25 protein-coding genes are annotated in these 23,470 nt (G+C 62.7%); 23 read left to right on the top strand and 2 right to left on the bottom strand.

The genetic code is table 11. The annotated features are described in order from the left end of the window. Positions 1-2,098: ribonuclease E (gene rne, locus OQE62_RS11315; RefSeq protein ID WP_265722147.1), on the bottom strand; the 2,098-nt coding region annotated here is incomplete at its 3' end. A 779-nt stretch (positions 2,099-2,877) separates the two neighbouring features. Between rne and rluC the strand changes: the two genes are divergently transcribed. After that, positions 2,878-3,873: a 23S rRNA pseudouridine(955/2504/2580) synthase RluC gene (gene rluC, locus OQE62_RS11320; protein WP_265722148.1), complete on the top strand. Its 996-nt coding sequence runs from the start codon at positions 2,878-2,880 to the stop codon at positions 3,871-3,873. A 197-nt stretch (positions 3,874-4,070) separates the two neighbouring features. Beyond that, positions 4,071-4,715, top strand: coding sequence for an HAD-IA family hydrolase (locus OQE62_RS11325; RefSeq protein ID WP_265722149.1), 645 nt, complete (start codon positions 4,071-4,073; stop codon positions 4,713-4,715). Here the strand turns inward: OQE62_RS11325 and OQE62_RS11330 are convergent. After that, the gene (locus OQE62_RS11330; protein WP_265722150.1) at positions 4,712-5,320 is read right to left on the bottom strand and encodes a Maf family protein; all 609 of its coding nucleotides are present in this window, start codon (positions 5,318-5,320) and stop codon (positions 4,712-4,714) included. The two genes, OQE62_RS11325 and OQE62_RS11330, sit on opposite strands and share 4 nt — an antisense overlap. 145 nt (positions 5,321-5,465) lie before the next feature. Here OQE62_RS11330 and OQE62_RS11335 point away from each other — a divergent pair, with 145 nt between their 5' ends. The 21 genes from OQE62_RS11335 to OQE62_RS11435 all read left to right on the top strand — a co-directional run bounded on the left by OQE62_RS11335 (position 5,466) and on the right by OQE62_RS11435 (position 23,415). Continuing rightward, a complete protein-coding gene (locus OQE62_RS11335) occupies positions 5,466-5,969 on the top strand; it encodes a YceD family protein (protein ID WP_265722151.1) in 504 nt (167 codons plus the stop codon). A gap of 80 nt (positions 5,970-6,049) precedes the next feature. After that, on the top strand, positions 6,050-6,241 hold the full coding sequence (gene rpmF / locus OQE62_RS11340; protein ID WP_265722152.1) for a 50S ribosomal protein L32: 192 nt from the start codon (positions 6,050-6,052) through the stop codon (positions 6,239-6,241). Positions 6,242-6,244: 3 nt separating this feature from the next. Next, positions 6,245-7,273, top strand: a complete 1,029-nt coding sequence (gene plsX, locus OQE62_RS11345) for a phosphate acyltransferase PlsX (RefSeq protein ID WP_265722153.1) — start codon at positions 6,245-6,247, stop codon at positions 7,271-7,273. Between the two features lie 32 nt (positions 7,274-7,305). Next, positions 7,306-8,250 (top strand): ACP S-malonyltransferase, encoded by a 945-nt coding sequence (gene fabD / locus OQE62_RS11350; protein ID WP_265722154.1) that lies wholly within the window; start codon positions 7,306-7,308, stop codon positions 8,248-8,250. 137 nt (positions 8,251-8,387) lie between these two features. Continuing rightward, positions 8,388-9,143, top strand: a complete 756-nt coding sequence (gene fabG / locus OQE62_RS11355; RefSeq protein WP_265722155.1) for a 3-oxoacyl-ACP reductase FabG — start codon at positions 8,388-8,390, stop codon at positions 9,141-9,143. Positions 9,144-9,366: 223 nt separating this feature from the next. Then, positions 9,367-9,603 (top strand): acyl carrier protein, encoded by a 237-nt coding sequence (gene acpP / locus OQE62_RS11360; RefSeq protein ID WP_265722156.1) that lies wholly within the window; start codon positions 9,367-9,369, stop codon positions 9,601-9,603. A 214-nt stretch (positions 9,604-9,817) separates the two neighbouring features. Then, the gene (gene fabF, locus OQE62_RS11365) at positions 9,818-11,059 is read left to right on the top strand and encodes a beta-ketoacyl-ACP synthase II (protein ID WP_265722157.1); all 1,242 of its coding nucleotides are present in this window, start codon (positions 9,818-9,820) and stop codon (positions 11,057-11,059) included. A 57-nt stretch (positions 11,060-11,116) separates the two neighbouring features. After that, a complete protein-coding gene (locus tag OQE62_RS11370; RefSeq protein ID WP_265722158.1) occupies positions 11,117-11,884 on the top strand; it encodes an aminotransferase class IV in 768 nt (255 codons plus the stop codon). Then, positions 11,884-12,963: an endolytic transglycosylase MltG gene (gene mltG / locus OQE62_RS11375; RefSeq protein ID WP_265722159.1), complete on the top strand. Its 1,080-nt coding sequence runs from the start codon at positions 11,884-11,886 to the stop codon at positions 12,961-12,963. The genes OQE62_RS11370 and mltG overlap by 1 nt, the downstream gene beginning before the upstream one ends. After that, on the top strand, positions 12,960-13,607 hold the full coding sequence (gene tmk / locus OQE62_RS11380) for a dTMP kinase (protein ID WP_265722160.1): 648 nt from the start codon (positions 12,960-12,962) through the stop codon (positions 13,605-13,607). The genes mltG and tmk overlap by 4 nt, the downstream gene beginning before the upstream one ends. Positions 13,608-13,707: 100 nt before the next feature. Next, on the top strand, positions 13,708-14,730 hold the full coding sequence (locus tag OQE62_RS11385) for a DNA polymerase III subunit delta' (RefSeq protein WP_265722161.1): 1,023 nt from the start codon (positions 13,708-13,710) through the stop codon (positions 14,728-14,730). Positions 14,731-14,809: 79 nt separating this feature from the next. Beyond that, the gene (locus tag OQE62_RS11390; protein WP_265722162.1) at positions 14,810-15,163 is read left to right on the top strand and encodes a PilZ domain-containing protein; all 354 of its coding nucleotides are present in this window, start codon (positions 14,810-14,812) and stop codon (positions 15,161-15,163) included. Positions 15,164-15,170: 7 nt separating this feature from the next. Beyond that, entirely contained in the window at positions 15,171-15,947 is a 777-nt protein-coding gene (locus OQE62_RS11395) for a TatD family hydrolase (protein ID WP_265722163.1), read from the top strand. Between the two features lie 120 nt (positions 15,948-16,067). Continuing rightward, the gene (locus OQE62_RS11400; RefSeq protein WP_265722164.1) at positions 16,068-16,709 is read left to right on the top strand and encodes a dUTP diphosphatase; all 642 of its coding nucleotides are present in this window, start codon (positions 16,068-16,070) and stop codon (positions 16,707-16,709) included. A 139-nt stretch (positions 16,710-16,848) separates the two neighbouring features. Next, entirely contained in the window at positions 16,849-17,829 is a 981-nt protein-coding gene (locus tag OQE62_RS11405) for a malate dehydrogenase (RefSeq protein ID WP_265722165.1), read from the top strand. A gap of 324 nt (positions 17,830-18,153) precedes the next feature. Continuing rightward, positions 18,154-18,675 (top strand): DUF2244 domain-containing protein, encoded by a 522-nt coding sequence (locus tag OQE62_RS11410; RefSeq protein WP_265722166.1) that lies wholly within the window; start codon positions 18,154-18,156, stop codon positions 18,673-18,675. A 74-nt stretch (positions 18,676-18,749) separates the two neighbouring features. After that, positions 18,750-19,226, top strand: a complete 477-nt coding sequence (gene bcp / locus OQE62_RS11415; RefSeq protein WP_265722167.1) for a thioredoxin-dependent thiol peroxidase — start codon at positions 18,750-18,752, stop codon at positions 19,224-19,226. Positions 19,227-19,656: 430 nt separating this feature from the next. Continuing rightward, positions 19,657-20,103 (top strand): helix-turn-helix domain-containing protein, encoded by a 447-nt coding sequence (locus OQE62_RS11420; RefSeq protein ID WP_265722168.1) that lies wholly within the window; start codon positions 19,657-19,659, stop codon positions 20,101-20,103. Positions 20,104-20,218: 115 nt separating this feature from the next. After that, positions 20,219-20,551: a preprotein translocase subunit YajC gene (yajC, locus tag OQE62_RS11425; RefSeq protein ID WP_265722169.1), complete on the top strand. Its 333-nt coding sequence runs from the start codon at positions 20,219-20,221 to the stop codon at positions 20,549-20,551. Between the two features lie 82 nt (positions 20,552-20,633). Next, positions 20,634-21,644 (top strand): D-cysteine desulfhydrase family protein, encoded by a 1,011-nt coding sequence (locus OQE62_RS11430; protein WP_265722170.1) that lies wholly within the window; start codon positions 20,634-20,636, stop codon positions 21,642-21,644. 112 nt (positions 21,645-21,756) lie between these two features. Further along, the gene (locus OQE62_RS11435) at positions 21,757-23,415 is read left to right on the top strand and encodes an alanine/glycine:cation symporter family protein (protein WP_265722171.1); all 1,659 of its coding nucleotides are present in this window, start codon (positions 21,757-21,759) and stop codon (positions 23,413-23,415) included. Positions 23,416-23,470 lie beyond the last annotated feature (55 nt).

Consider the following 23,470-nt stretch of genomic DNA (forward strand, 5'->3'; position numbering starts at 1 on the left):
CGTTGCTCGGGCGGCGGGCCGGGCGCTGCTCTGCGGGCTCGCCGGCAGGTTGCTGTTCGGCGGCTTCGGGCTTCGATTCGGCCTTGCTCTCCCGGGTTGCGGCCTGGGGCTGGCCCTCTTCGCGACGGCGTCTTCCCTCGCCGCCGCGACGGCGGCGCCTGCGGCGTTGCGGACGCTCGGAACCGGAATCGCGGGTTTCATCACGCTTGGCGGCAGCGCGCTTGCTATCCCGTGTTTCCTCGCGTTTTTCTTCACGCTTGTCGTCGCGCTTGGCTGTGCGCCTGTCGCTGTCGTCCCGGCGGCGCGGTGGGCGGCTGCGGCCGCCGCGATTGCCGCGCTGGTTGTTGCGGCTGCGCTTCTGGTAGTTCTTGCCGCGGCCCTTGGTCTTCTTGTGTTTTTTGTTCTTGCTCTCGTCCTCTTCGCTGCTGAAGAGGGCGGCGATGGAGCTGGCGAGGCGGGAGAAAAGGCCGGGCTGCGGCTTTTCCGCCGGCGTGGGCGCCGGGGCCGTGTGTTGTATCTGCTGTACGGCGGGCTGTGCCGGCGTGCGCACGGGCTCTTCATCCCTGTCCGCGACTTCCTCGACGGTGCCGGAAATCTTGTAGGAGGTTTCCAGGGTGGCGGAGTCATCGTCGCGCAGGCGCTGCACTTCGAAGTGCGGCGTCTCCATGTCGGCATTCGGCACCACTACCACGCGGGTACTGTTGCGGGATTCGATCTGGGAGATGGTCTTGCGCTTTTCATTCAGCAAATAGGTGGCAACATTGACCGGGCAGATGGCGCGGATCTCGGCGCTGCGCTCTTTCTTGGCCTCCTCTTCCACCAGGCGCAGGATGGACAGCGCCAGGGATTTGGTGCCGCGGATGGTGCCCTGGCCGCTGCAGCGCGGGCAGACGCGGAAGGTGGTTTCGCCCAGGGACGGGCGCAGCCGCTGGCGCGACATCTCCAGCAGGCCGAAGCGGGAGATGCGACCGATCTGCACGCGGGCGCGATCCATGCCCAGGGCCTTGTCCATGCGCTTTTCCACTTCGCGCTGGTTGGACTTGTTCTGCATGTCGATGAAGTCGATCACCACCAGGCCGCCCATATCGCGCAGGCGCAACTGGCGGGCGATCTCGTCGGCCGCTTCCAGGTTGATGGCGCGGGCCGTCTCTTCGATATCGCCGCCCTTGGTGGCGCGGGAGGAGTTGATATCGATGGAGATCAGGGCCTCGGTGACGTCGATCACGATGGAGCCGCCGGAGGGCAGCTTTACGTCGCGTTCGAAGGCGGTCTCGATCTGGCTCTCGATCTGGTAGCGGTTGAAGAGCGGAATCGCGTCTTCGTAATACTTCACCTTGTTGACGTGGTGGGGCATCACCTGGCGCGCGAATTCGGCGGCCAGTTGGTAGGCGCCCTTGTCGTCGACGATGACTTCGCCTATATCGTCGCGCATATAGTCGCGAATGGCGCGGATGATGACGTTGCTCTCCTGGAACAGGAAGTGGGGCGCCCGGGAGTCGTCGGCTTCTGTCTTGATGGCATCCCAGAGTTGCAGCAGGTAGTTCAGGTCCCACTGCAGCTCCTCGCCGCTGCGGCCGACGCCGGCGGTGCGCACGATAATGCCCATGCCGGAGGGCACTTCCACTTCGGACAGGGCATCGCGCAGGCTGGAACGGTCGTCGCCTTCAATGCGTCGCGAGATGCCGCCGGCACGGGGGTTGTTCGGCATCAATACCAGGTAGCGGCCGGCGAGGCTGATAAAGGTGGTCAGCGCAGCGCCTTTATTGCCCCGTTCTTCCTTGTCCACCTGGACAATGACTTCCATGCCTTCCTTGACCACATCCTTGATCTTGATGCGGCCCTCGATGTCCTTCGGCTGCTTGTTGAAATACTCGCGGGAGATTTCTTTCAGGGGCAGGAAGCCGTGGCGCTCCTCGCCGTAGTCGACGAAAGCGGCTTCGAGAGAAGGTTCTACGCGGGTGATTTTGCCCTTGTAGATATTGGCTTTCTTCTGCTGGCGGGTGCGGTTTTCGATGTCGAGGTCGTAGAGCCACTGGCCGTCGACCAGGGCTACGCGCAACTCTTCGGGTTGAGTTGCATTGATTAGCATTCTCTTCATGCGTGTCTTTTATCCTTGCGTTGCGCAAAGGCAGGACACTGAAGTTCGCAGGCGCTGTAGGGCGCCGAGCGGACACAGCCGCGCGGCGAAGCAGGAATGGATCGGGTGGAACACCACCGACAGTCGCGGTCTGCGGCACTGCGGGGTGATTTCTGCCCGTTTGTCACTCTGCTGAAACTCCGGGTGTGTGCCTGTGGCCCACACCCGTTGGTACCTCCAGCACCGTCTTTCGGGTGCTGTCCGGCTTCTCTGACGCGGATGCCGCGCCCGGTCCGGGCACCGCCTTTGGTAATAACGTGGGCGGCGAGGTTTACGTCTTTTGTCTGGCTCTGTCTGGGTGGCTTTTGGCCGATCCCCTTCGGTTCTGTACGTTTTGCCGGATGCGCTTCTAGTTCGCTGCCCGGATTGCCAGTGCGGTCGCTGGCTCGCTACAGAGCGGACGCAAGTGTCTGAGTCTTCCTTTCAAGCGCTGCGGGCTTCAGCCCGTCTTACCTTCGCGATAAATACCCGCTTTCGGCGGGGCCTTGAGCCGGCGAGGCGCCCGCGATTCTTCTCGCTGGGGGCAGACCTGGTCGGCGAAGTTTTGTCAATGACGCGGCCATCCTGTCTATTGAAGAGGCGCGCACTGGCCGATTGGCGGTATTTTCTCTGGAACCGCGGCTGTCACTCCGCATCGGGAGCCGCCCGTGGCCGAAAACCAGCCCAATTCAGGCCGGCCGAATATAGCACGGGCGGCAGGGCGCTTCAATTGGGGCCGTTGCGGCGGTATCATGCGCGCCATGCGAAGTTCACCCCCCTCCGGCCCGACCCGTGGGTCGGCCCCCACCGACTCCTGGAACCCCAACGGCGGCGTGCAGTTCCTTACGGTGCCCGAAGAGCTGGCCGGCCAGCGTATCGACAACTTCCTGCAGGCGCGCCTGAAAGGCGTGCCGCGCTCGCGCGTCTACCGCATCCTGCGCAAGGGCGAGGTGCGGGTTAACAAAGGAAGGGTGAAGGCCGAGTACAAGCTTCGTGCCGGCGACCGGGTGCGGGTGCCGCCTATCCGGGTGGCGGAGCAGGCACCGGCGCCGATGGCGGGTGAATCCCTGCGCAAGCTGCTGGAAGCTTCCATACTTTACGATGAAAACGGCCTGCTGGTGATCGACAAGCCCGCGGGCCTGGCGGTGCACGGCGGTAGCGGCGTACGTCTGGGCCTGATCGAGGTGCTGCGACAGATGTATCCGCAGAGCCGCTTTATGGAGCTGGTGCACCGGCTGGATCGGGATACCAGCGGTGCCATCATGGTGGCCCGCAAGCGTGCGGTGCTGCGCCATATCCAGGATGAGCTGCGCGCCGGCCGGGTGGGCAAATCGTACCTGGCCCTGGCGGTGGGCAAGTGGCCGCGCGGTCGCAAGCTGGTGGAGGCGCCGCTGCGCAAAAACACCCTGAAAAGCGGCGAGCGCATGGTGTCGGTGGACCCGTCCGGCAAAGCGTCCGAGACCCGCTTTCGGGTGATGGAGCGGTTCCGCGGCGCGACACTGGTCGCCGCGGAACCGGTGACCGGCCGCACCCACCAGATACGGGTGCACGCGCAGTTTGTCGGCTGTCCGTTGGCGGGCGACGTCAAATACACCGGGGACGTGGTGAACCGCGAGTTCCGCGGAGTGGGGCTGAAACGACTGTTTCTGCATTCGCAGCGGGTGCGCTGCACCCTGCCAGATGGTGGGAAAGTCGATGTGAGGGCGCCGCTGTCGGCGGAGCTGGAGTCGGTGCTGTCCGCACTGCGTGAGAGGTAGAGAGCTCAAGCTTCGAGGTTCAGTTCAGGAGCTGGAGCGGGGTGCGCCTTTCTGGGACACGCCGTGTATACGTCCCTGTAGGCTTGTCTGCGAGGTCCCTCTCGCAGACAGTCCCAGAAAGGCGCACCCCGCTCCAGCTGGTGCCGCCCGCGGGTACTACGAACTCCGAAACTTGAGTAGAGAAGGGGTTGTAACAAATGCTGGTAATTCTCGACTGGGACGGCACCGTCTGTAATTCCGAGGCGCGCATCGTCTCCTGCATGCTGCGGGCGGCGGAGCGGGCCGGGTTGCCGGTGCTGGCGCCGGAGGTAGTGGGCAATATTATCGGCCTGGGCCTGCCGGAGGCGATAGCGGAGTTGTTTCCCGAGGCTTCCGGCGAGCAGCGCCGGCAGTTGCGGGAGTGCTATTCCGAGGAGTGGCTGGCGGCCCGCAGCGAGCCGCTGCCGCTGTTCGACGGGGTGCTGGAGACGCTGGATCGACTGCTGGGCGCCGATCACCGGTTGGCGGTGGCCACCGGCAAGAGCCGGCGCGGCCTGAACCGGGAGTTCGAGGAGCAGGGGCTGGGCGACCTGTTTGTGGCCAGCCGCTGCGCCGACGAGACCGCCTCCAAGCCCAACCCGCTGATGTTGCGGGAGCTGCTGCATGAAACCGGCACGCCGCTGGAGGAGGCGGTGATGGTCGGGGATACCGTCTACGACCTGGAGATGGCGGCGTCCGCAGGTATGGCCTCGGTCGGCGTCAGTTACGGTGTCCATCATCCGGAGCGGCTGTCGGCGTTCAAGCCGCGGGCCGTCATCGATCGCTTTCCGGAGTTGCTGCAGTGGCCGCCGCTGCTGTCTTAGTTCCCATCGGGCCGGGAAATCACACATAGAGGGTCGACGCCGGATTCCCGCAGCAGGTCAACCAGTCGAATCAATGGGAGGCCAATCAGGGAATTGAAGTCTGATCCTTCCATCTTTTCGAATAGAGATATTCCCAGGCCTTCCACTTTGAACGAACCTGCGCAATCCAGCGGCTTGTCCAGTTCGATATAGCGCTCGATCTGTGCGTCGCTCAGTTGGCGGAAATGGACAGTGAATACTTCCACCTCGGTGCGCTGCCTGTCTGTGCCGCTGTCCAGCAGGCTGATGCCGGTATGGAAGGTCACGCGCCGGCCACTGCAGGATTTGAGCTGTTCGAAGGCCCGCTCCCGGCTGCCGGGTTTGCCCAGGGTGTGCCCGCCGCACTCGGCGACCTGGTCGGAGCCGATAATCAGTGCCTCCGGGCGGGTGGTGGCGACGGCGCGGGCCTTTTCCGCCGCCAGCCGCCGGGCCAGGTCGGCGGGGCTTTCGCCCGCCAGTGCTTCTTCATTTATATGGGGCGATACACATTCGAACGGCAGTCGCAGCTGTTCGAGCTGCGCTCTCCGGTAGGGGGAGCTGGAGGCTAGAATCAGGGAGCGGTGCATGTCTGTGGGTCCATTGGCGGCTTGTCTCGAATCGGGCGGAAGAGCGATCTTGGGCCGGCTGAATTGTTTTGACAAGGGTGGGGCTTGTCCATAGAATTGCGCGCTTATGTCGACACCCCCCTCTACAACAGCGCTTCCTAGGAGCGTGGATGCACGCAAGCTGGTACTGCGCGAGCAGCGGCTGGTCGGCATGCTGCCGGCTGCCGAGCTGGAGCGGTTGAGCGCGGCGGTGGAGTCGGTCGACGGGGATATCCGCGCCGAACTCGAGTTTGCCCGGGATCTCGGCGGTTACCTGGCCGCCAGTGGCAAGCTGGGTTTCAGCGTGCATCTGGAGTGCCAGCGCTGCCTGCAGCCGGTACCGAAGGATGTCGAGGCGGAATTCCGCTGGGGGATAGTGTGGTCCGAAGAGCAGGGCAAGGCCCTGCCCAGGGATCTCGACCCGGTGATGCAGAACGGCGATGAGCTGGATCTGTATCAGGTATTGGAAGACGAAATTTTGCTCAACCTGCCCATGGTGGCCTACCACGATGAGGAGTGTGTCCCGCGGGACAGATTCCACTTCGGCGGAGAGTCCGGGGGGGAGGATGAGCAGCGTGAAAACCCCTTTAAAGTGCTGGAACAGTTGAAGGGTTCATCGGACAAGTCCTGATTGCGGGGTTGGTCGATGAGTTTGGGCTCGCCGGTAGGCGCCCCGGTTCCAGTGTAATCTGTTGATTTTAGGAGCAAGCCATGGCTGTTCAGAAAAACAAAAAGACCCGTTCCCGTCGCGGTATGCGTCGTTCCCACGATGCGCTGGGTGCTGGTGCGAGTCTTTCCGTCGATCCGACCACCGGCGAGAAGCATCTTCGCCACCACGTGACCAAAGACGGTTTCTACCGCGGTCGCAAGGTGATCGAAGTCGGCGGCGCCGAAGAAGAGTAAATCTTGTCCAGCCAATTGCGATTGGCCGTGGATGCGATGGGCGGGGACTTAGGTCCCCGCTCTGTCGTTCCGGCCTGCGCCAGATTCCTCCAGCGCTTTCCCCAGGCGGAGCTGAAGCTCTTCGGCCCCCGCGACTCACTCCAGAACCTGATCGATCGGGAGCGGCGATACCGGCATGTCGGCGAGCGCCTGCAGATTGCCTCCTGCGAACAGGTTGTCACCCAGAGCTGCAATCCCGCCCAGGCGCTGCGTCGCAAGCGCGATTCCTCCATGGCCCGGGCTCTTTCGGCTGTCGCTGCGGGGGAGGCAGAGGCGATGGTGACTCCGGGCAATACCGGTGCGCTATTGGCACTCAGCCGCAGTATTCTCGGAACGGCCGAGGGTGTGCGCCGACCGGCGCTGGGAAAATCCCTGCCCTCCGAACGAGGTTCCTGCTTCCTGCTGGACCTGGGGGCCAATATCGGTTGCAGCGCCGAGGATCTGCTGCAGTTTGCGCGTATGGGGCTCGAGGCCCAGCGGGTGCACACCGGCAGGCGGGATCTGCGGGTGGCGCTGCTCAATATCGGCGCCGAGGCGCACAAGGGTACCGAGGAAATCCGCCGCGCGGCCGAGCTGCTGGAGGCTGCATCCGATATCGACTACGCGGGTTTTGTCGAGGGGCACGATATTTTCACCGGCGTGGTGGATGTGGTGGTCTGCGACGGCCTGATGGGCAATGTGGCCATGAAATCCGCCGAGGGTGTTATTCGACTGATGGGTCAAAAGGCGTTTACTATCGAGCAGAAAGGGCCTTTCAGGCGCCTTTTTGGCCAGATGGCCATAAAACTGTTGCGAAAATGGCGTACACAGGTAGAACCCGCCCGCTATAATGGCGCCAGCTTTTTAGGGGTGCAGGGCAACGTGATCAAGAGTCACGGCGGCGCCAGCAGCGAAGCATTCTACCGGGCGATGATTACCGCCAAGGAGTGTGCCGAAGCCGATCTGGCCACCCGCCTGGCCCGCGCCATGGCGCGGGTGCAGGTCGAGCCCTGACCCAGTTTGCCAACCAGGTTTAAGGATGTTCCATGACCAATGCAAACCTCGCATTCGTCTTTCCCGGCCAGGGCTCCCAGCAGATCGGTATGCTGGCGGACGCCGCGGCCGAATTCCCCGAGATTCCCTCCACGTTCAGCGAGGCGTCCGACGTCCTCGGCTATGATCTCTGGGACCTGTGCCAGCACGGCGAGCAGGCCGATATCAATCTTACCGAACGCACCCAGCCACTGCTGCTGACCGCCAGCGTGGCGCTCTACCGCGCCTGGTGCGCGAAAGGCGGCGCCCGCCCGGTGCGCATGGCCGGGCACAGCCTGGGGGAGTGGTCGGCGCTGGTGTGCGCCGGCTCCCTGGTATTCACCGATGCCGTGCGCCTGGTGCGCGAGCGCGGTCGCCTGATGCAGGAGGCGGTGCCGGCGGGCGAGGGTGCCATGGCCGCAGTGATCGGCCTCGACGACGCCGCGGTGGAGAAGGTCTGTGCCGAGGCCGCCGGGGACGAAGTCGTCGCCGCGGTGAATTACAACTCCCCCGGCCAGGTGGTGATTGCCGGCAGCAAGGCGGCGGTCGAGCGCGCCATCGAGGGCTGCAAGGCGGCCGGTGCCAAGCGCGCCATGCCGCTGCCCGTGAGCGCGCCCTTCCATACCGAGCTGATGCGCCCGGCGGCGGAACAGCTGGCGCCGCAGATCGAGTCCACCGTGTTTCACGCGCCGGAAATTCAGGTTGTGCACAATGTGCACGCGAAACCGGAGTCGGAGCCCGAATCGATCAAGAAACTGATGATCGAGCAGATCTACAGCCCGGTGCGCTGGACTGCCTGCGTTCAGTCGATGGCCGCCGACGGCGCAGAGACGCTGCTGGAATGCGGTCCGGGCAAGGTGCTGTCCGGCCTGGCGAAGCGCATTGACCGCAAGCTCGGCAGCCACAATATCGATACACCAGAAAAGTTCAACGAAGCGCTGCTGGCCACTGCCGGGTAAGCAATAACCCGAGTTTCGGAGTTCAATTCCGGGAGCCGGGGCGGCGTACCCCCGCCCCGGCTTGTGCCGCTTCGAACTCCGACGCTTGAGCAAATAAGAAGGCATCGCGTCCTCAGCGAATCGATTCAGGAGCAATAATGACACTGACAACATCCCTGCAAGACAAGGTGGCCCTGGTCACCGGTGCCAGCCGCGGTATCGGCGCGGCCATTGCCGACACCCTGGGCGCCCAGGGGGCAACGGTGATCGGCACCGCCACCAGCGAGTCGGGTGCGGAGAAGATCGCGGCGCGCTTCGACGAGAAGGGTATCGCCGGGGCCGGCAAGGTGCTGGACGTGACCAGCGCCGACAGCCTGGAGGCACTGCTGGAATCCGTAAAAAGTGAATTCGGTGCGCCGACCATCCTGGTCAACAACGCCGGCATCACCAAGGACAACCTGCTGATGCGCATGAAGGAAGAGGAGTGGGCGTCGGTCATCGAGACCAACCTGTCCGCCGTCTATCGCGTGTCGAAGGCCTGCCTGCGGGATATGGCCAAGGCGCGCTGGGGCCGCATCGTCAATATCAGCTCCGTGGTCGGCAGCATGGGCAATGCGGGCCAGAGCAATTACGCGGCAACCAAGGCGGGGGTGGCCGGTTTTGCGCGCTCCCTCGCCGCCGAGGTCGGCTCCCGGGGCATTACCGTCAATACCGTGGCGCCGGGTTTTATCGACACCGATATGACCAAGGTACTGCCTGAAGAGCAGCGCGAGGCACTGATGGGGAAGATCCCGCTGGGCCGCCTGGGCGCGCCGGAAGAGATTGCCTCGGTTGTTGCATTTTTGGCCAGTGACGCCGGCGGTTACGTCACCGGGGAGACAATTCACGTGAATGGCGGCATGTATATGGCTTGAGGATTTTCCTCAAAAAATGACCATAATTTGCTGATTATTAAAGAATTTTTATGGAAGCTAATGGCTGTGAAAGGCTGTGCATTACATCCCGAAAAAGTTGGGGTACAATGCCGCCTCGCATTAACCAGAAGCTGTGTGAGCCGGTCGTTATCTCCGCAACTTAAGCGGTGTAAAACAACAACGACTACAACAGATTTTTATCCACTAGGAGTTGAATTGAATCATGAGCAGCATTGAAGAGCGCGTTAAAAAGATCGTTGCTGAACAGCTGGGCGTAAAGGAAGAAGAGGTAAAGCCTGAAGCCTCATTTGTTGAAGATCTGGGCGCTGACTCCCTCGACACAGTTGAGTTGGTGATGGCTCTGGAAGAGGAATTCGAGACCGAAATTCCCGACGAGGAAGCCGAGAAAATTACCACTGTTCAGCTGGCCATCGACTACATCAAGGAAAACCTTGGCTGAGCCACGCTGAGTAGTTCAGGTTACGGGTAGCCGTCTGCACCCGCAGCCGCGAGCGAATATGAAAGTATCGCGAGAGCCGTTCTATGTCCCATAGTACGGCTCTCCTTTTATTGGCACCCAGTGGATGTGACCGCTTCCTGTCACTTCGTCGAAACAAAGTGAGACATCAGGTGTTGTGGTCGCTGGTGCAGAATTGAATTTCGGGGGAACACGAGTGTCGCGTAGAAGAGTTGTCGTTACCGGAATGGGCATGGTGGGCCCGCTGGGCAGCACCCTGGACGAAAACTGGACCGCCGTGCTCGCCGGCACCAGCGGTGTTGCGCCGATCGAAACGTTCGATGTTTCGGCGTTTTCCACGCGCTTTGCGGCTACGGTGAAGGATTTCGATCCGTCGCCCTATATGCCGGCAAAGGAAGCGCGGAAAATGGATATGTTTCTGCAGTACGGCATGGTGGCCGGCATTCAGGCCATGCAGGACAGCGACCTGGAAGTGAGCGACGAAGACGCTTCGCGGATCGGTGCCTGCATCGGTTCTGGTATGGGTGGTATCCAGGCGATTGAGAACAACGCCATGTTGATCGCGGAAAAGGGTCCGCGTCGCGTGTCCCCGTTCTTCGTGCCGGGCGCCATCATCAATATGGTCGCCGGCAACCTGTCGATCAAGTACGGCATGAAAGGACCCAACCTTTCCACCACCACGGCCTGTACCACCGGTACCCACGCCATCGGCCTGGGCCTGCGCACCATCCAGTACGGCGACGCCGATGTGATGGTCTGCGGCGGTGCCGAAATGGTGACCACGCCGGTGGGACTGGGCGGCTTCTGCGCGGCCCGCGCACTGTCTACCCGCAACGACGATCCGCAGGCGGCCAGCCGCCCCTGGGATACGGATCGCGACGGCTTCGTCCTGGGCGAGGGCGCCGGTGTGTTGGTGCTGGAAGAGTACGAGCGCGCGAAGGCGCGCGGGGCAAAGATCTACGCCGAGCTGACCGGTTTCGGTATGAGCGGCGATGCCCACCATATGACCTCACCGCCGGAAGACGGTGCGGGCGCCGGCCTGTCGATGCAGAACGCACTCGGGGATGCCGGCCTGGCCGCCGACGGTATCCAGTACATCAACGCCCACGGCACCTCCACGCCGCTGGGGGACAAGGCCGAGATCGAGGCGGTGCGCTCGGTGTTCGGCGCCGCGGCCGAAAAGCTCGCGGTCAGCTCCACCAAGTCCATGACCGGGCACCTGCTGGGCGCCGCCGGTGCCATCGAGGCGATCTTCTCGGTGCAGGCGATCCGCGACCAGGTGGCGCCGCCCACCATCAACCTGGACAACCCGGAGGAGGGCTGTGACGATATCAACCTGGTGCCGCAAGAGGCGCAGAGGATGGATATCGACGCCGTGCTGTCCAACTCTTTCGGGTTCGGTGGCACCAACGGCTCGCTGATCTTCCGGCGCGCCTGACCGGCCGATTCGGCGCCCACCTTCCGGGGTGGGCGCCATTTCTCACTCCGGGGACTCATGTCAAAGCTCCCGCTCTACCTGCAGGATGGCGTAGCGACCGAAGCGCTGCCGCCGGACCCCAGTATCGACGATGGCCTGCTGGAAACCATGCGCTGCCAGAATGGCGCCATTCCCCTGTGGCCGCTGCACCGGGCGCGCCTGGCGCGCAGCGGTGTACTTACCGCCGGCGAACTGGACGCGATAGAGCAGCCGTTGCAGCGGTTTGTCGTCACCTGCCCGCCGGGGGCCGCCAGGGCGAGGCTGCGTATCGGCCGGCTGGCCGGGCGGCGCTACTGGGATCTTACTCTGGCGGAGCTGGGACAGGCGCCCGGCCTGCAGCGGGGAGTCAGGCTCTTTCCCTGTGACGAGCGGCTGCCGGTAGGCAAATCTGCCAACCCGGGCTGCAAATTCCTGCAGCGGGCGCGATATAATCGCGCCGGAGAAGAGTTGCCCGCGGATGCCGACGACGGACTGATGCGGGACAGCGAGGACAGGGCGATCGAGAGCCTGCGCTGCAACCTGCTGGTGAGGCTCGACGGTCGTTGGCTGACGCCGCTGCTGGACCGCTGCGGCGTGCGCGGCGTGATGCGCGACTGGCTGGGCCGGCGCATCCCGCTGGAGGAGGTGGATATCCCGCTGGAACGGCTGCTCGGTGCGGAGGAGCTCGCCCTGTGTAACAGTGTTCGCGGCGTCCTGCCGGTGCGGGAACTGATCGATCACAGGGACTGGACACCCGGAGAAGAGACGCGCCGCCTGCAGCGGCTGATAGCAGAAGAGTTGTGGTAGTGACAAAACGACAGAATCGAAAACAGGCGAAAACCGGAAAATCCCTGTGGCGCTATCTGCCGGCAGCCGTTTTCCTGCTGCTGATCGCCACCGGCGCGACCCTGTGGGCCGTGCAGAAAGCACTGGTGCAGCCGCTGGCGGTGCAGGACGAGGGCCTGCGATTCGAGGTGGCCAGCGGCGGCAACCTGTCCAGTGCACTGCAAGACCTGGAGGAACGCGGCGTACTCAAGTGGCCGCGCCTGGTGCTCGCCTATGCCTACTGGCAGGGTGAGACCGGTATTCACGCAGGGGAATACCTGTTGCCGAAGGGCAGCAATGCCATGGATCTGGTATCGCGCCTGAACCGCGGCGACGTCACCCGCTACCGCGTCACCCTGGTGGAGGGCTGGACCTTCCGCCAGGCGCTGGCCCAGGTCCGGGCCGGCCGCAATATCGTGCAGTCCGAGGCCGGTTCCAGCCCCGACAGCGCCGCCCGCGCGCTGGGCTTCGAGGGCGAGAGCCCCGAGGGCTGGATATTCCCCGACACCTACATCTACCGCTCCGGCGCCACCGATATCGAGGTGCTGCGCCAGGCCCGAGAGCGCATGGAGCGAGTGCTGGAACGGGAGTGGCAGAAGCGCGGCGACAATGTCCCCTACAGCTCCCCCTACGAGGCGCTGATCATGGCCTCACTGATCGAGAAGGAAACCGGCCAGCCGTCCGAGCGCAGCGAGATCGCCGGCGTCTTCGTGCGCCGCCTCGACCGGGGAATGCGCCTGCAGACGGACCCGACCGTGATCTACGGCCTGGGAGACGACTACGATGGCAATCTGACCCGCGCCCACCTGCGCCAGTCGACCCCCTACAACACCTACGTGATCGACGGCCTGCCGCCGACCCCCATCGCGCTGCCCGGCCGCGAGGCGATTCACGCGGCCCTGAATCCCGAGCCCGGCGACAGTCTCTATTTTGTCGGCAAGGGCGACGGCTCCCACCATTTCTCCTCCACCCTGGCGGAACACAACCGCGCGGTGCGCGAATACCAGTTGAAACGCCGCGCCGACTACCGCTCCAGCCCCTCGGATCAGGGGGGCGAATGACGCTGCAACGCGGCCGATTTATCGCCCTCGAAGGTGGCGAGGGCGTGGGCAAATCCACCAATCTCCGTTTCGTCACCGACTGGCTGGAGGCCCGCGGCATTCCCTATGTACAGACCCGCGAGCCGGGCGGCACACCGCTGGCGGAGGAACTGCGGGAACTGCTGCTGAGGAAGCGCGAGGAGGCGGTGGACCCGACGGCGGAGCTGCTGATGATCTTCGCCGCCCGCGCCCAGCACCTGGCGCGGGTGATAGAGCCGGCGCTGGCCCGCGGCGAGTGGGTCATCTGCGACCGTTTCACCGACGCCACCTACGCCTACCAGGGCGGCGGCCGCGAGCTGGACCGGGCCCTGATCGCGCAACTGGAGCAGACGGTGCAGGGCGACCTGCGCCCCGACCGGGTGTTGCTGCTGGACCTGGATCCGGATGCGGGCTTGCAGCGCGCCGCCAGCACCGGCGCCGCCGATCGTTTCGAGAGCGAACAATTGGCATTTTTCCAGCGCGTCCGCGCCGCCTACCTCCAGCGGGCCGGGAGCGCACCGGAACGCTATGCGGTGATCGATGCGGGCCGGCCGCTGGAAGAAGTGCAGCGGCGGCTGGGCAGCGAGCTCGAAAAGCAGATATCCAGGGCCCGCGATCCGGAGTAGGGTGCGCCGTGCGCACCGCGGAGTTGGAGTCTTCTCCGGCCTTCCCGGTACGGCACGGTGCCCCCTGCGGTTTTATTTTTGCTAATTGACAGCGGAATTTATGCAACCCGAACCGACCGATTCCCCCGCCATCCCCTCGCCACTGCCGTGGCAGGCGGAGCCGTGGCAGCGCCTCGGCGCCCAGTGGCGCGCCGGGCGCTGTCCGCACGCGCTGCTGTTCAGCGGCCAGGGGGGGCTGGGCAAGCGCCGCTTTGCCGAGGCTTTCGCCGCGCTCTCGCTCTGCGACCAGCCGCGCGACGGCCTGGCCTGTGGCAGCTGCCGCGGCTGCCGGCTGTGGCAGGCGGGATCGCACCCGGATTTCCTGCGGGTGGAACCGGAAAAGCCCGGCGGCCCGCTCAAGGTGGAGCAGATTCGCCGCCTGGGGGGCTTTGTCGACCGTACCAGCGGCCGCGAAGGGGCTCGGGTGGTGTGGCTGGCGCCGGCGGAGGCCATGAATATCAACGCGGCCAACGCGCTGCTGAAGAACCTCGAGGAGCCGTCGGCATCGGTGATTTTCCTGCTGATCACCGATTCGCCCTCGGGATTGCTGCCCACCATCCGCAGCCGCTGCCAGTCGGTGGCCTTCCCGGCGCCCGCGGAGGAGCCGGCGCTGCGCTGGCTGCATGAGGGCGGTCTGGACGACTGCGCCGCCCGCCGCGCCCTGGCCGTGGCGGGGGGCGCGCCACTGCTGGCGGCCCGGCTCGCGGAGCCGGAATCGCGGGAGCTGCGGGACCAGTTCCTGGCGGATCTCACCGCCCTGGCGCAGGGCAGCACCGGCGCCGTGGCCCTGGCCGGCCGCTGGGAGACGCCCGGCGAAGCGGTGGAACTGAGCCGGTTACTACAGTTCTGGCAACACTGGATTGCGCAGATGCTGCGTGCGCGCAGTTGCGACCTGACCGCGGACGAAGAGATCATGGCCTTGCTGCAGCGGCTGCCGGGCAGTGGCAGCGACAGCCTGCGCCCGCTGTTCGGCTTCAGCGACCAGTTGCAGCAGGCGCGCCGGGCGCTGCTGGGCGGCTCCAACCCCAACAAGCGCCTGCTGGTCGAGGAATTGCTCATTCGCTGGGCGAAGCTGTACCGGTAGGGTGCCGGGTCCCGCGATTCTGGACACAACCGGTACGCTCAGATAACTTACGGTCATTCGATAACAACGAGGTCCGGCTATGAAAGCCATGGGGGGCGGTGCCCGCAACGGCATCCTTTCATTGAAGATTCAGGATAAATCCGTACTCTACGCGGCCTATATGCCGTTCGTGAAACACGGCGGGCTGTTTATCAGCACCGACAAGTCCTACGATCTGGGGGACGAGGTGTTCCTGCTGTTGAGCCTGATGGACGAGCCCGAAAAACTGCCCGTGGCCGGCAAGGTGATCTGGATCACCCCCGCCGGTGCCCAGGGCAACCGCACGCCGGGTATCGGTGTCCAGTTCAGCGACAAGGACAATGTCGCCCAGAACAAGATCGAAACATTCCTCGCCGGTTCGCTGGAATCCAGCCGGCCGACGCACACGCTATAGTTGATTCATGCTTGTAGACAGCCACTGCCATCTCGATCGCCTCAAACTCGACAAGTTCGACGGGGGCCTGAACGAGGTACTCGACCTGGCCCGCAGCCGCGGCGTCAGCCAGTTCCTGTGCGTGGGTATCAGCCTGGACAATGTCGACAGTGTGGTGGACATCGCGCAGCAGAACGACGATATCGTCTGTTCGGTTGGCGTCCATCCGCTGGATGTGGAATCCGGGCTCGCCGATGCCGACAAGCTGCTCGAACTGTCGCAGAAACCCAAGGTCGTGGCCCTGGGTGAGACCGGGCTGGACTACTACTACAGCACGGAAACCAAGGATATCCAGCGGCAGAGTTTCGCCGCCCATCTGCAGGCTGCCGGCCGCGCGGAGCTGCCGGTGATCATCCATACCCGCGATGCCCGCGAGGACACCATCGAGCTGATTCGCGAACACGGCGATCCGGAGCACGCCGGCGTTCTGCACTGCTTCACCGAAAGCTGGGAGATGGCCAAGGCGGCGATGGACCAGAACTACTACATTTCCCTGTCCGGTATCGTCACTTTCAAAAAGGCCGAAGAGCTGCGGGAAGTGGCGCGCAAGATACCGCTGGAGCGACTGCTGGTGGAGACGGATTCTCCCTACCTGGCGCCGGTGCCGTATCGCGGCAAGCCCAATATCCCCGCCTATGTGCGCGAAGTGGCGGAGTTCGTCGCCGAGCTGCGCGGTATTCCGTACGAGAAACTGGCCGAAATCACCAGCGAAAACTTTTACCGATTATTCCCCCGGGCTGCCTGAGCCCGGTTTCGGGATTGCCGCTTTATCGGCGGCATTCCTGTTTGCTTGACGGAATCCCCCTTTAATTTCGGAATCCCTTTAACCTTGGAATTCCCCTTAACCTTGGAATCCCTCCCCAAAATGTCCCAGGCAATGCAAACACAACTGCAGACCATGCTCGCGCTGCAGGATCAGATCAATACGCTGGTCAACGACGACTGGCGCGCACAGAATTTCCCTTGGTACCGCGCCATCTGGGTCGAGAGTGCCGAGCTGCTCGAACATTACGGCTGGAAATGGTGGAAGAAACAGCAGCCGGAGTTGGACCAGGTCAAGCTGGAGCTGGTGGATATCTGGCATTTCGGGCTCAGCCTCGAACTGCAGCGGGGCGTACCGGAGCAAGTGGCAAAACAGATGCAGGCGGAACTGAAAGCAGGGCAGTGTGCTGCCGGCGACTTCCGCGAAAACCTGGAAAAATTCACCCTCAATACCCTGGCCAGCAAGCAGTTCGACTTGGCCGGGTTTGCGCAGTTGCTGGCGGATGTCGAGATGGCATTCGACGAGCTTTACCGGCGCTATGTGGGCAAGAATGTGCTCAACCGCTTCCGCCAGGATAACGGCTACAAAGACGGTAGTTACGTAAAAAACTGGCAGGGCAGGGAGGACAACGAACACCTGGCCGAGATCGCCGCCGACCTGGATACCGGCGCCGACGATTACAGTGAGCAGCTCTACAGCGCCCTGCAGAGCCGCTATCGCGAAACCACCGCCGCCACCAGTTGAATCCCGCCTGTAGGAGCCTGCCTGCAGTCGAATGAGCGGGCCTGCGGCCCGCTTGCCGAGCTGGGGCTCGGCGCTCCCAGGTGAAATTTCCCCGCAAATCTCTATAATGCGGCCCGCTTACAAACGAGGGAGAACTATCGTGAAAGCACCTGTTCGTGTTGCTGTTACCGGCGCCGCCGGTCAGATCAGCTATTCGCTGCTGTTCCGTATCGCCTCCGGCGAAATGTTGGGTAAAGATCAACCGGTTATCCTGCAGCTGCTGGAAATCACCCCGGCCCTGGAAGCCCTGAAGGGCGTGGCCATGGAGCTGGAAGACTGTGCCTTCCCGCTGCTCGCCGGTATTGTCCAGTCCGACGACGCCAATGTCGCCTTCAAGGATGCCGACTACGCGCTGCTGGTAGGCGCCCGCCCGCGCGGTCCGGGCATGGAGCGCAAGGACCTGCTGGAAGCCAACGCCGCCATCTTCTCCGCCCAGGGCAAGGCCCTGAACGACGTCGCCTCCCGCGATGTGAAAGTGCTGGTGGTGGGCAACCCGGCCAACACCAACTCTCTGATTGCACAGCGCAATGCGCCGGACCTGGACCCGCGCAACTTCACCGCCATGACCCGCCTGGACCACAACCGAGCGCTGTCGCAGCTGGCGAACAAGACCGAATCCAGCGTCAATGACATTACCCACCTGACCATCTGGGGCAACCATTCCTCCACCCAGTACCCGGATTTGCACCAGGCCAAGGTCGCCGGTGAGTCCGCGATCGAGAAGGTGGACCAGGAGTGGTACGAGAGCGACTTCATCCCCACCGTGCAGCAGCGCGGAGCGGCCATCATCAAGGCCCGCGGCGCCTCTTCTGCCGCCTCCGCCGCCAACGCCGCCATCGACCATATGCGCGACTGGGCCCTGGGCACCGCCGAGGGCGACTGGACGAGCATGGGCGTCTACAGCGATGGCTCCTACGGTATCCAGGAAGGCCTGATCTACTCCTTCCCGTGCACCTGCAAGAATGGCGACTGGGAAATTGTCCAGGGTGTCGACATCAATGACTTCTCCCGCAAGAAGATGACTGCCACCGAGCAGGAGCTGGCGGAAGAGCGCGACGCGGTAGCGCACCTGCTGCCGTAACGGTCGAACCGCACGATTGAAAAAGCCGTACTGGTGCTGATACCAGTCAGTTAAGTTGAGCGATGTTTTGATGGTGAAGTCACCGGGGCTTTGGTTGGCACCGGGACGGCCCTGCTACCGGGTGCCCCCTTGCGAGACACGCCGTATATACATCCCTGTAGGCTTGTCTGCGAGGTCCCTCTCGCAGACAGTCTCGCAAGGGGGCACCCGGCATCAGGGCCTTCGCCTCAACATCCCGGCTTCACCGACTGGCATTGCGCTCCGGTGCGGCTTTTAATGACCGGACTGCTACACTGAAATCAGGCAGTATCCGGACTAGATGTTATGGTCACCGAAGTCGGCCGCACCTCCTCCCGCAGCGCCTGCATCCTGCTGCAACCCAACCAATCCCTGTCCTTCTCGGGCAATCTCTGGGTGTTCATCTCCCTGGTGGCGGTCTCCCTGGGAATCAGCCTGGCGTTTGCGATGGCCGGGGCCTGGATGATACTGCCGTTTGCCGGCCTCGAACTGCTGCTGCTGGGTATTCTCTTCGGTTATGTCTATATGGAGAGCACCCGGCGGGAAGTGATCCGGGTCAACGGCGAGCGGGTGGTATTGGACTGCTGCCGGGGCCACCGCCAGCAGAGTGTCTACCACCGGGAGTTTGTCCGCGACAGTCTCGATGTGCTGGTACGCATGGGTGGTAGCGCCACCGAACCGGCCTCCGTCAGCTTCAGCGGGCCGGAGGGCTGCCTGGAAGTAGGGGGCTTCCTGACTGATGCCGAGCGCGCGGACCTGGTGCGCAAGCTCGGTCAGTGCGGTATCTGTGCCCGCAAGGAGCAGGGCTACCGGGTGCAGGAATTCTGATCCCGGCCACAGCCTCATCCACTTTTCGCTATAATCCCCGGCCAGTTTTTCGTACCAACTCTACGGGGGTATTTATGGCATTTCCCAAGATCGGCAATCTGGCGCCGGCCTTCACCCTGCGCAACCAGAGCGGGGAGAAGGTTGCGCTGAAGGACTTCCGCGACAAGAGCAATGTAGTGCTCTACTTCTACCCCAAGGCCCTGACCCCGGGCTGTACCACCCAGGCCTGCGGTATCCGCGACAGCGCGGAGGATTTCGCCGCGCGGGATACGGTGGTGCTGGGCGTGAGCCCGGACCCCGAGGCCAAGCTGCAGAAGTTCATCGACAAGCACGAGCTGAACTTCGACCTGCTCGCCGACGAAGAGCACAAGATCGCCGACAAATACGGCTGCTGGGGCCTGAAGAAGTTTATGGGCCGGGAGTACATGGGCCTCAAGCGCACCACCTTCATCATCGACAAAAGCGGCCGCCTGCGCCATATCATCGACAAGGTGAAGACCAAGACGCACCACGACGATGTGCTGAACTGGATCGACGAACACCTCACCTGAGTTCCAAGCTCCCCGCCTCCGGGATCCCCCCGATCCCGGGTCGGCTTGAGCCCACTCCTACTGCCCAGTCGACGGGCGATCAATAATTGTACGCAAATGGGGCGAGCAGGTATTCAACAGTCTTTTGTGACAGCTTCAAAAAAAAATGGCTGTCGCCCCTTGCATTCTGCTTTCTTGGTCTATACTGCAACCTGTGAAGGAAAGGTGCGCCGGTACCGGAGTTGGATTAGATAGGGAAGTTGCCGGAGCAGACAGTTTAAATTTTGTACAGCTCTGTGATAGATTCGGTGCCTGTTTCAGGTGCATCCCCGCACCCGGGTAGTAGCCCGCTCTCGTAAGCAGTATTTGGGGCAGGTTGAGGCAAAGGGGTACCGCAGGAAGCGGGCATAGAACAATAACTGCGGCTCACGGAACTTAAAGGAGCAGCTCGATGAACCATATTCAGCCAGATCAAACCTCGCTTACAGAAGACAAACCTCTTCAGCAGGCCAGGGTTTCCGGTGATCCCAATATTCTGGACCAGCTTCTGGCGCCGCCGGAAGCCACCAGTTTTGGTATTGCCGCGCGGGTAATTGACGTACTGGAACAGCGTATCGGCAAGGCCTCCCTGGCCATCCGTCCGGTGTCGTCTGACCTCAGCATGTCCACCCGCACACTCCAGCGCCGGCTGCAGGAGCACAGCCTGAGCTTCGCCTCGCTGCGCGACCACGTGCGCTTCCGCCACGCGGTCCATTTTCTGAAGGACACGGCGCTCAGTGTGGACGGTATTTCCCGGATCCTGGATTTCTCTGACAGAACCAGCTTCACCAGTGCCTTCAAGCGCTGGACGGGGATGTCGCCCACCGGCTATCGCCGCCAGGTGCGCCAGCGCTTCTGAGAAACAGTCGGTGGGGGTCGGTCCCTGTGATCCGGCCCGCGCCACATTGCCTCGGCAGTGCAAACCCGTTAGAGTTGTCGGCAATTTTTAACAAGCTGACTCCTTGAGGATTTGCATGAGCTTTTTTATTCCCGCAGCTGTGGCACAGGAAGCGGCACCGGCGCCGCAAAGTAACCCGCTGATCACTCTGCTGATGTTCGCCGGCCTGTTTGCGTTTATGTGGTTTTTCATCATCCGCCCGCAACGCAAACGCCAGAAGGAGCATCAGGAGCTGGTGTCGTCACTGAAAAAGGGCGATGAAGTGGTAATGACCAGCGGCATGCTCGGTCGTGTAGAGAAAGTCGACGACGATTACATCGTACTGGAAGTGGCGGACAACATGTCGCTCAAATTCCAGAAGGTCGCAGTGCACGCGATTCTGCCCAAGGGCACCATCAAGAAGGTCTGAGCGGCGGCTTTGATCTATTGCGAAAACCCGGCACAGGCCGGGTTTTTTGATTCGCGCCCATGCAACAGAGCGAAAACAGACCATGGAGCTCACCTTCCCACCGCGAGTCCGCCTCGCGAACCTGCCGACCCCCCTGCAGCCGCTGGACCGCATTACGGAAAAATTCTCCACGCCATTCGGTGGGCCGCGCCTCTGGGTAAAGCGCGACGACCTGACTGAATCCGCCATGTCTGGCAACAAGCTGCGCAAACTGGAGTTCATTGCCGGCGAAGCGCGGGAGCGCGGCTGCGATACGCTGATCACCTGCGGCGGGATCCAATCCAACCACTGCCGCACCACCGCGCTGGTGGGTGCCAGGCTGGGCTTTCGAGTGCAGCTGATCCTGCGCGGCGAAGTCGCCGGTCCGGTGGACGGCAACCTGTTGGTGGACGAACTGGCGGGTGCCTCCACCGCCTGTTATCCCGTCCGCCAGTATTTTGCCGAATTGCCGCAGTTGTTCGAACACTGGAAGGATTTTTATGACCAGCGCGGCCACAGGGCGCTCTGCATACCCACCGGTGCCAGTGATGGACTGGGCATCTGGGGCTATATCGCCGGCGCCGCTGAACTGATGGACGATTGCCGGAAAGCGGGTTTCGATCCGGAGCATATCGTCTGTGCCAGCGGCAGCGGCGGCACCCAGGCGGGCCTGACGCTGGGGTGCCAGTTACAGGGCTCCCGCGCCCGGGTTACCGGCTATGCGGTCTGCGACAGCGCCGAGTATTTCCAGCGCAAGGTGCGCGAGGATGTGCGGGACTGGAGCCAACGGAGTGGCAATCGGATCGATGAGAAACTGCTCGATGTGAGCGTCAATGCGGACTATATCGGTCCCGGTTACGCTGTGGCCGACGAGCCTGTCTACCGAACGATCGCGGACGCGGCGGCGGAAGAGGGCCTGCTGCTGGACCCGGTGTATACCGGCAAGGCCTTCCACGGCCTGCTGCAGGAGCTGCGCAGGGGCCGCTACCGCGACTGTGAAAACCTGGTTTTCGTACACACCGGCGGGCAGTTCGGGCTCTTCCCCCACCGGGAACACTTTTCCTTCCTTATGTAGGGCGGGCCGTTACTGTTCTACTTTTGCGGAAACTGCTAATCTGCGCGGCAATTGGTAGCAGCGTCCAGCTGTACATAAAACAATCAAAATTACATAAATAGTGGGGGCTGATTTGGAATCCTTCAATCAACTGCTGTTGTCCATGGACGGCATGCTCGGCTCCGCACCCTGGTTCCCCTGGGTGCTTCTGGGTGTCGGTCTGTTTTTTACCCTGTATCTGGGCTTTCCGCAGTTTCGCTATTTCGGACATGCGGTAAAGATAGTCCGGGGCAAGTACGACAAGCCCGGTGACCCGGGTGATACTTCCCACTTCCAGGCGCTCTCAACCGCACTGTCCGGTACTGTGGGCACCGGGAACATCGGCGGTGTGGGCCTGGCAATTTTCCTCGGCGGGCCGGCTGCGCTCTTCTGGATGTGGGTAACCGCCTTTCTCGGTATGACCACCAAGTTTGTCGAGGTGACCCTCTCGCACAAATACCGGATCAAGGCGGCCGACGGCTACTTCGCCGGCGGCCCGATGTTTTATATGAAGCGCCGCCTGAATATGAAATGGCTGGCGGTGCTCTTCGCCATTGCCACGGTGATCAGTTCCTTCGGCACCGGTAGCCTGCCACAGGTGAACAATATCGCCCAGGCCATGTACGACACTTTCGGCCTCAATAAGGCGCTGACCGGGGGGATATTGGCGATTCTGCTGGGGATGGTGATCATCGGCGGCATTACCCGTATCGCCAAGGTTACCTCTACCATCGTGCCGATCATGGCGGCGCTGTATATCATCGGTGCTCTGGCAGTAATCACCTACAACTACCAGAACATCATCCCGTCCTTCCTCGCGGTATTCAAAGACGCCTTCAACGGCAGTGCGGCCGCCGGCGGCTTCCTCGGCGCCACTTTTGCCTACGCGTTCAACCGCGGCGTCAACCGCGGTCTCTTTTCCAACGAGGCGGGGCAGGGGTCCGCACCCATTGCCCACGCGGCGGCACGTGCCGACGAGCCGGTATCCGAGGGTATGGTTTCCCTGCTGGAGCCGTTCATTGACACCATCATCATTTGTACCCTGACCGGTCTGGTGATTCTGTCTTCCGGTGTCTGGTCGGAAAAACACATGAACCGGTTTGAACGCGCGGATATGACCACCGTAGCCGGGTCCTACAACGACGACAATCCGGAAGATGTGGAGCAGCTGTTCCGCTACCTGAGCGGTGGTGAGAGTGATGTGGCCGCCTATAGTGGTTCCGTGGTGGTCGCCGATGGTCGCCCGCTGAACGCCGATGAATTCACTCTGCTCAATGCCCGCTCCGTGGCCGAGGATATCGAGTTCCGGGTGGGAGACGATCCCTTCAGTGGTGTGCTGACTGTCGCGGACGGCCAGTTTGCCAATCCGAACGTGGATATCTGGGGCAATTCGTTGCTGCACTCGGTAGCCCTGACCAACGTGGCCTTCCAGAGGGGCTATTTCGGCGAGTACGGCAGCCTGATCGTGACACTGGGTATTTTGCTGTTTGCCTTTTCCACGGCCATCGCCTGGTCATACTACGGCGACCGTTCGATGATCTACCTGTTCGGTCCCAGGGCGGTGATGCCCTACCGCCTCGTCTATGTGGTGGCCTTTTTCTGGGCGGCGATTGAAGACACCACTATCATCTGGAATCTTTCGGCCGTGGCCATTGTGCTCATGACACTGCCGAACCTCTTCGGTATCAGTATCCTGGCCAGGGAAATGAAGGACACGGTAAAGGATTACTGGAAGGATCCCGACCACAAGTAAAGGCGGGCAGACACATCGGCGCCGATTGAAGCCGCAGGTATGGCGATCATTCGGA

This window comes from Microbulbifer halophilus (assembly GCF_026183675.1).
Lineage (GTDB): Bacteria > Pseudomonadota > Gammaproteobacteria > Pseudomonadales > Cellvibrionaceae > Microbulbifer > Microbulbifer halophilus.

Bases quoted from the DNA above. Each gene is read 5' to 3' on its own strand.
- rluC (WP_265722148.1), top strand. From the start codon at position 2,878: ATGCGAAGTTCACCCCCCTCCGGCCCGACCCGTGGGTCGGCCCCCACC.
- OQE62_RS11325 (WP_265722149.1), top strand. From the start codon at position 4,071: ATGCTGGTAATTCTCGACTGGGACGGCACCGTCTGTAATTCCGAGGCG.
- OQE62_RS11330 (WP_265722150.1), bottom strand. From the start codon at position 5,320: ATGCACCGCTCCCTGATTCTAGCCTCCAGCTCCCCCTACCGGAGAGCG.
- rpmF (WP_265722152.1), top strand. From the start codon at position 6,050: ATGGCTGTTCAGAAAAACAAAAAGACCCGTTCCCGTCGCGGTATGCGT.
- fabD (WP_265722154.1), top strand. From the start codon at position 7,306: ATGACCAATGCAAACCTCGCATTCGTCTTTCCCGGCCAGGGCTCCCAG.
- fabG (WP_265722155.1), top strand. From the start codon at position 8,388: ATGACACTGACAACATCCCTGCAAGACAAGGTGGCCCTGGTCACCGGT.
- acpP (WP_265722156.1), top strand. From the start codon at position 9,367: ATGAGCAGCATTGAAGAGCGCGTTAAAAAGATCGTTGCTGAACAGCTG.
- OQE62_RS11370 (WP_265722158.1), top strand. From the start codon at position 11,117: ATGTCAAAGCTCCCGCTCTACCTGCAGGATGGCGTAGCGACCGAAGCG.
- tmk (WP_265722160.1), top strand. From the start codon at position 12,960: ATGACGCTGCAACGCGGCCGATTTATCGCCCTCGAAGGTGGCGAGGGC.
- OQE62_RS11385 (WP_265722161.1), top strand. From the start codon at position 13,708: ATGCAACCCGAACCGACCGATTCCCCCGCCATCCCCTCGCCACTGCCG.
- OQE62_RS11390 (WP_265722162.1), top strand. From the start codon at position 14,810: ATGAAAGCCATGGGGGGCGGTGCCCGCAACGGCATCCTTTCATTGAAG.
- OQE62_RS11395 (WP_265722163.1), top strand. From the start codon at position 15,171: ATGCTTGTAGACAGCCACTGCCATCTCGATCGCCTCAAACTCGACAAG.
- OQE62_RS11400 (WP_265722164.1), top strand. From the start codon at position 16,068: ATGTCCCAGGCAATGCAAACACAACTGCAGACCATGCTCGCGCTGCAG.
- OQE62_RS11410 (WP_265722166.1), top strand. From the start codon at position 18,154: ATGGTCACCGAAGTCGGCCGCACCTCCTCCCGCAGCGCCTGCATCCTG.
- bcp (WP_265722167.1), top strand. From the start codon at position 18,750: ATGGCATTTCCCAAGATCGGCAATCTGGCGCCGGCCTTCACCCTGCGC.
- OQE62_RS11420 (WP_265722168.1), top strand. From the start codon at position 19,657: ATGAACCATATTCAGCCAGATCAAACCTCGCTTACAGAAGACAAACCT.
- yajC (WP_265722169.1), top strand. From the start codon at position 20,219: ATGAGCTTTTTTATTCCCGCAGCTGTGGCACAGGAAGCGGCACCGGCG.
- OQE62_RS11430 (WP_265722170.1), top strand. From the start codon at position 20,634: ATGGAGCTCACCTTCCCACCGCGAGTCCGCCTCGCGAACCTGCCGACC.